This window comes from Halalkalibacter sp. HAAS-P013 (assembly GCF_056619925.1).
Map to the genome: position 1 here is coordinate 72,448 of NZ_JBWQTU010000010.1, position 6,023 is coordinate 78,470.

General features: G+C 46.4%; 3 protein-coding genes, 17 tRNA genes and 2 rRNA genes. 1 reads left to right on the top strand and 21 read right to left on the bottom strand.

Features of this window, described 5'->3' with window-relative positions:
• Positions 1-551 precede the first annotated feature (551 nt).
• The gene (locus AC1FXP_RS14625; protein WP_480062632.1) at positions 552-1,112 is read left to right on the top strand and encodes a recombinase family protein; all 561 of its coding nucleotides are present in this window, start codon (positions 552-554) and stop codon (positions 1,110-1,112) included.
• Between the two features lie 718 nt (positions 1,113-1,830).
• Here the strand turns inward: AC1FXP_RS14625 and AC1FXP_RS14630 are convergent.
• The 21 genes from AC1FXP_RS14630 to AC1FXP_RS14730 form a co-directional block, all read right to left on the bottom strand.
• Complete coding sequence (locus AC1FXP_RS14630; protein ID WP_480062634.1) at positions 1,831-2,640, bottom strand: helix-turn-helix domain-containing protein; 810 nt, start codon at positions 2,638-2,640, stop codon at positions 1,831-1,833.
• 178 nt (positions 2,641-2,818) lie between these two features.
• A complete protein-coding gene (locus tag AC1FXP_RS14635) occupies positions 2,819-3,811 on the bottom strand; it encodes a tyrosine-type recombinase/integrase (protein WP_480062636.1) in 993 nt (330 codons plus the stop codon).
• A 144-nt stretch (positions 3,812-3,955) separates the two neighbouring features.
• Positions 3,956-4,037: transfer RNA gene (locus AC1FXP_RS14640), tRNA-Leu, on the bottom strand.
• A 9-nt stretch (positions 4,038-4,046) separates the two neighbouring features.
• Positions 4,047-4,123, bottom strand: a tRNA-Arg gene (locus AC1FXP_RS14645).
• A gap of 28 nt (positions 4,124-4,151) precedes the next feature.
• Positions 4,152-4,237, bottom strand: a tRNA-Leu gene (locus tag AC1FXP_RS14650).
• A gap of 12 nt (positions 4,238-4,249) precedes the next feature.
• A tRNA-Cys gene (locus tag AC1FXP_RS14655) sits at positions 4,250-4,324 on the bottom strand.
• Positions 4,325-4,335: 11 nt separating this feature from the next.
• A tRNA-Gly gene (locus AC1FXP_RS14660) sits at positions 4,336-4,410 on the bottom strand.
• 2 nt (positions 4,411-4,412) lie between these two features.
• Positions 4,413-4,487, bottom strand: a tRNA-Gln gene (locus tag AC1FXP_RS14665).
• A gap of 18 nt (positions 4,488-4,505) precedes the next feature.
• Positions 4,506-4,581 (bottom strand) — tRNA-His (locus AC1FXP_RS14670).
• Positions 4,582-4,598: 17 nt separating this feature from the next.
• Positions 4,599-4,672 (bottom strand) — tRNA-Trp (locus AC1FXP_RS14675).
• Between the two features lie 9 nt (positions 4,673-4,681).
• Positions 4,682-4,766: transfer RNA gene (locus tag AC1FXP_RS14680), tRNA-Tyr, on the bottom strand.
• An 81-nt stretch (positions 4,767-4,847) separates the two neighbouring features.
• Positions 4,848-4,920 (bottom strand) — tRNA-Thr (locus tag AC1FXP_RS14685).
• A 5-nt stretch (positions 4,921-4,925) separates the two neighbouring features.
• Positions 4,926-5,001 (bottom strand) — tRNA-Phe (locus AC1FXP_RS14690).
• 20 nt (positions 5,002-5,021) lie between these two features.
• Positions 5,022-5,098: transfer RNA gene (locus AC1FXP_RS14695), tRNA-Asp, on the bottom strand.
• Between the two features lie 11 nt (positions 5,099-5,109).
• A tRNA-Met gene (locus tag AC1FXP_RS14700) sits at positions 5,110-5,183 on the bottom strand.
• A gap of 6 nt (positions 5,184-5,189) precedes the next feature.
• Positions 5,190-5,265, bottom strand: a tRNA-Val gene (locus tag AC1FXP_RS14705).
• A gap of 18 nt (positions 5,266-5,283) precedes the next feature.
• Positions 5,284-5,358: transfer RNA gene (locus tag AC1FXP_RS14710), tRNA-Glu, on the bottom strand.
• Positions 5,359-5,375: 17 nt separating this feature from the next.
• Positions 5,376-5,469, bottom strand: a tRNA-Ser gene (locus tag AC1FXP_RS14715).
• Positions 5,470-5,472: 3 nt separating this feature from the next.
• Positions 5,473-5,547, bottom strand: a tRNA-Asn gene (locus AC1FXP_RS14720).
• A 6-nt stretch (positions 5,548-5,553) separates the two neighbouring features.
• Positions 5,554-5,669 (bottom strand): 5S ribosomal RNA (gene rrf, locus AC1FXP_RS14725).
• A 68-nt stretch (positions 5,670-5,737) separates the two neighbouring features.
• A 23S ribosomal RNA gene (locus tag AC1FXP_RS14730) occupies positions 5,738-6,023 on the bottom strand; the annotation flags it as partial.

Below are 6,023 nucleotides of genomic sequence, written 5' to 3' on the forward strand. Positions count from 1 at the left end.
ATCGTCAATATATAAAATACTTCGCATATGGAACGATGTGGATGCGGTCAAGAAGGGTCGTGTCGGTAAGCGGATCGGTCGGAGAGTGGCGGGTAAGGCAACCGGAAAGGCTATGCGGAAATTGTTTAAGTGAGGCGTCCTAATGGGCGTCTTTTTTTGCGCCCCGAGTTTCGAAAATTGCTAGAAAAAATTTTATCGGGCAGGCTTCGCATTTCCAAACGTTATTTTTGATTCGCGGATTTTAGTGGCGCTTGGCGAGGTGAAATCGCTTGGACTACCGCCCCCCCTTTCGATGGACCCCGAGATTTAAAATTTTGTAAGAAAGATGTTGGCGCCTGGCGAGGCGATATAGCTTGACCTACCGCCGGGGCTATTTCGTTCTTTTCTTTTATTACAGTCCTAAAACGATGGTTTAAGGGAACGAAAAGTATAACGGGTAGTATATGCGTTTGACATTACTTATTTAGTCCGAAACTCGTTTCAAAAACAATTGACTTTTAACGTACGTTTTCGTACAATTAAACTAACTTAGATGAGGGGCGGTTGTTATTATGATTATCGGGTATGCTCGCGTATCAACGGAGGACCAATCGTTAGACCTACAGATGGACGCATTAGAGAAGGCAGGGTGTGAGCGCATCTTCACGGAGAAGGCTAGTGGCGGTAAGGACGATAGGGTCGAACTACAACGGGCCTTAGATATATTGCGGGATGGCGATAAGCTAGTCGTATATAAACTAGACCGCCTGGCACGCTCCACTAAGAAGCTAATAGAAGTATCGGAACATATCGACCAAGTAGGCGCCAAGCTACACAGTATTCAAGACGGTATGGATACGACAACACCTACCGGCAAGGCTATGTTTAAGATGATCGGCGTTATCGCTGAACTTGAACGCGATATGATAAGAGAACGCACGAAAGCCGGTCTAGCTTCTGCTCGCGCAAGAGGTCGAAGCGGTGGCCGCCCTAAGACGGATAAGAAGAAATTAGCGCAAGCAATAAAGCTATACGATTCAAAGGAACATACTATCGCGGAAATTACCGAAATGACTGGCGTTAGCAAAGGCGCCCTTTACCGTGGATTAAATGAACGCAAAGAAGCTAAATAGGCGCTCTTATGGGCGTCTTTTTGCTGCGCTCAAAAGTTTCGGGAGGTGCGTCCGTCTCGACCCTCCGGCTAGTAAATTGCACAATAATACACAACGCAATTAACCGCACTATTCCGCCTTTCTTCTATATGATGCGCAAGAAATCGTCCATTGTGACGCCACTGTGCAAAAGTTTACGGAAAGACATGCGCCAGGACCCTCCGCCTAGTGAATCGTCTAAGAAGTCTAACGCAAAATACCGCCTATTCCCGCCTTTCTTCTATAAGAGTATCGCGCAAGAATGGACGTTAGACTCTTCGCGTAAAAAGTTTCCGACCTCATCCGTATCTGGCCCGAGCGGTTAGCGATTTGTAAAGTAACGTAAAGCGCATTTCCGACCCCCGTGAGTTTCGGCAAGGCGTCTCTCTCCGGACCTCGTGGCTGATAAAATCGGAACCTATCGGAACCCCTCCGCAATCACATTTCGTTGCATTATGTAACGTATTGTCACGTCAATTTACGCAAAAATGACGAGTTTCTTCATATATGTATATACAAGTTGGCGCTAATGTTACAACGATACGCTTCCGGTAGTCATCCGAACGCTCAACCGCTAAATTACTGCTACTATGCGCTATTCCGATACTCTACGCTATACATATTATAAGTAATTATCCCTTAAAACGTACACTTCGCTCATACGTTCTATTACGCTAGTTATATATAATGTATTTATCCCTTAAAACGTACACTTTTTCAGCCAATCAAACGCACCACTCTCCGCAGCTACTTCTTTTCTACGCTCCTGGATTAAGACTCGATGGATTGCGCCATAATAATAACCAGCGAAGCTCTTTCGAATAGCACCTCGCTTCCACGCGAATATAGACGTCTTGAACGTCCTTATTACGACATCCAGTACGCTATCAACGGAAGAGTCTAGCCCGCTCTTATCGTATGCAATCGAGACCCGCTGCCATAGCTCATATATCTTATTGGCGCCAAAGAACGGCTTACACGCTTTAATGAATCGGTCAGGAACGTTATCAGGCGTATATGATGAATCTAGCTCGTCTATTACGTAGTTATTAAGTTTATTAGATATTGCGGTTTCTTTAAGTTCAATACCCTTTTGCGCCTTACTCTCGCGCACATTTCCGGACTCTTCACGACTGGACAATTCCGCCTGGTCAACTTTTTTTGGCGAGGTTGCTAGGTTAAATCTAGGCGGCAAAATAACGCATAAATCGTAGCCTCTTCCGCCCTTTTCACGAATTGTAGGCACACGCTTAATAATGCCGACCTCTTCCAACGTCTTGAGCGCCCTTCTAGCCGTCTTTTCGCTCTTCTCGATCAATTGCGCTATCGTGGCCGCTTTCATCCAACTAACGCCGATTACTTTGCATGAGTAACGCGATAAAAGCTTCAGCACGGTAACGGCTGTCTTATTCAATTTGTCCGCGTTATAATAAAGTGCTTGGCGGACCGCTTCGTTAAGGTCGTCCATACTGCCAAACGATTGATACTTTTCGTATTCTTCGTAATACATTTGCGGTTGCTCCTCTCGTATGGAGCGCACCACCTACGAATATACGTTCGATCTGATAGACAGACTGATTGCGTATTGACTTGTCCGGCTTTTTTCGATAAACTTACATTAGGCGATGTGTTTTACCGATCGAGAGACAAGTTCTTTCGTGAGGTGGAGCACTCTTTTTTTGTTTAATTTAATTTTGATTTCTTAATTGGCGCAAAGGGCTGAACTCTTTGTGCCTTTCTTTTACTTCATCACTAAACAAATTTACATATGTTCTAACCATGTCCATAGACGAATGACCGAGTATTTGTTGCAGCTCAAAGATATTCGCTCCACCCTGTACACACATCTTCGCGAAAGTATGCCGGAACGTATGCGGGCTAACTCTTACACCGGTAATATTAGCTTTCTTACCGTAAGCTTTTAAGCGGTGCTGTATTTGCCGTGAAGTAAGTGGCGTATCATCAATCGTAACGAATAAAGACTCGCAGTCTATTATGTCTCCGCGTAATTTGCAGTAGGCTTGTAATTGCTTTTTCATATCGCGCTGAAATGGTACTAGGCGGATTTTATACCCTTTCGGATTGCGTATTAATATCTTCGAATCTTCCCACTTAATATCGTTAACTTCGAGACTAGCCAATTCTTTAAGCCTTATTCCCGTTTCTAAGAACACCAGCATGATTGTATAATCGCGGACACCAGTGAACGTTTTTAGCTCGGGCTGCTTTAATAGGCGCCCCACTTGCTCCTTATTGAACGCCACTATATTATTCTTTTTGTCTCGAAGCAGGCTCGTATCTTTCATAGGATTTGCGAATATGTAGCGTTTCTTATGAAGAAAATTAAAGAACGCACGAATTGCTCGCAATCTTGTGTTAATTGTTGTCGTCTTTAACTTCTGCTCATTCGCCATATACCGGATTAGATTATCCTCGATATTTGCGGTTGTAATATTCATTGGTGTTGTATCGATGTCTTGCGTTACAAGTAACCTCTTAAATGTGATGAGTTCTCTTTCGTAATAATTTCGGGTATATACGCTTAGATTTTTCAATTCAGTCTCGCGCAGAAATACTTCTAATGCTTCGTCAAACGATAGCTCCGATAGAACGTTCGGGTGACCCACTTCGTAAAATTCAGCGGCTGTAATATGGTTGTCACGTCGTTTATTTTTACGCATAAAAAAAAATTCGCCCCTTTCAACAGCGCACACGACCGATCGCGTACGATTATTAAGGGCGAATCTAACGATATAAAAATAAAAAACGCCTTCCGCAAAATGCGAAAAGCGTAGATATGACGGTGATATTCCGTTAATTCAAAGTACCGGTGGTCGGGGTCGAACCGACACTCCAGAAGGAACACGATTTTGAGTCGTGCGCGTCTGCCAATTCCGCCACACCGGCAAATTATAGTGGCGCGCCCTGAGAGATTCGAACTCCCGACCTTTTGATTCGTAGTCAAACACTCTATCCAGCTGAGCTAAGGGCGCAACTATTTAATTAGTAAAATAAAAAAAGTGCCGAGGGCCGGACTTGAACCGGCACGGTAGTCACCTACCGCAGGATTTTAAGTCCTGTGTGTCTGCCAATTCCACCACCCCGGCACGGCAGATTTATGGAGGCGGCAACCGGATTTGAACCGGTGAATAAGGGTTTTGCAGACCCTGGCCTTACCACTTGGCTATGCCGCCAGACAAAAAAATGGAGCGGAAGACGAGATTCGAACTCGCGACCCCCACCTTGGCAAGGTGGTGTTCTACCACTGAACTACTTCCGCATTGGCTGGGCTAGCAGGATTCGAACCTACGCATGACGGAATCAAAATCCGTTGCCTTACCGCTTGGCGATAGCCCAATGCCTATATAATATAAATGGGGCGGCTGATGGGAATTGAACCCACGAATGCCGGAATCACAATCCGGTGCGTTAACCACTTCGCCACAACCGCCATCGTCATAATAAAATTGGCAGGGGTAGTAGGAATTGAACCCACACCGAAGGTTTTGGAGACCTTTGTTCTACCTTTAAACTATACCCCTAAAAATAAATGGTGGAGGGGGACGGATTCGAACCGCCGAACCCGGAGGGAGCGGATTTACAGTCCGCCGCGTTTAGCCACTTCGCTACCCCTCCACGAAAACACAATACCTATTTTACACAATATGATCGATATAGTCAATACGTGAAATTACTTTATAGGTATATAATTTACAGTGCCGGCCAGAGGACTTGAACCCCCAACCTACTGATTACAAGTCAGTTGCTCTACCAATTGAGCTAGGCCGGCTTAAATGGTGGCTCAGGACGGAATCGAACCGCCGACACATGGATTTTCAGTCCATTGCTCTACCGACTGAGCTACTGAGCCACATAAAATTTTATTGAAAATGGCGGTCCGGACGGGACTCGAACCCGCGACCTCCTGCGTGACAGGCAGGCATTCTAACCAACTGAACTACCGGACCATTTTGTGGTATTGCGGGGGACGGATTTGAACCATCGACCTTCGGGTTATGAGCCCGACGAGCTACCAGACTGCTCCACCCCGCGTCGTTATGGTGGAGGATGACGGGATCGAACCGCCGACCCCCTGCTTGTAAGGCAGGTGCTCTCCCAGCTGAGCTAATCCTCCAAATGTATTAATATAAATTGGTGACCCGTACGGGATTCGAACCCGTGTTACCGCCGTGAAAGGGCGGTGTCTTAACCGCTTGACCAACGGGCCAACCTTAGGAAAGTACCTGGCGGAGAGCGAGGGATTCGAACCCTCGAGACGGTTTTACACCGCCTACACGATTTCCAATCGTGCTCCTTCGGCCAGCTCGGACAGCTCTCCATATGGCTCCACAGGTAGGACTCGAACCTACGACCGATCGGTTAACAGCCGATTGCTCTACCACTGAGCTACTGTGGAATATTAGCCTGGCAACGTCCTACTCTCACAGGGGGAATCCCCCAACTACCATCGGCGCAAAAGAGCTTAACGACCGTGTTCGGCATGGGAACGGGTGTGACCTCTTCGCTATCGCCACCAGACTATAAAGTTGAAAGAGGATTCTTTCAAAACTAGATAATGCTTTTAGAAACGTATCAAGATTCATGTATTGGATAAGTCCTCGACCGATTAGTATCTGTCAGCTCCACGTGTCGCCACGCTTCCACACCAGACCTATCAACCTCATCATCTCTAAGGGGTCTTACTGGATTTACTCCATGGGAAATCTCATCTTGAGGGGGGCTTCATGCTTAGATGCTTTCAGCACTTATCCCGTCCACACGTAGCTACCCAGCTATGCTCCTGGCGGAACAACTGGTACACCAGCGGTGTGTCCATCCCGGTCCTCTCGTACTAAGGACAGCTCCTCTCAAATTTCCTACGCCCGCGACGGA

Bases quoted from the DNA above. Each gene is read 5' to 3' on its own strand.
- AC1FXP_RS14625 (WP_480062632.1), top strand. From the start codon at position 552: ATGATTATCGGGTATGCTCGCGTATCAACGGAGGACCAATCGTTAGAC.
- AC1FXP_RS14630 (WP_480062634.1), bottom strand. From the start codon at position 2,640: ATGTATTACGAAGAATACGAAAAGTATCAATCGTTTGGCAGTATGGAC.
- AC1FXP_RS14635 (WP_480062636.1), bottom strand. From the start codon at position 3,811: ATGCGTAAAAATAAACGACGTGACAACCATATTACAGCCGCTGAATTT.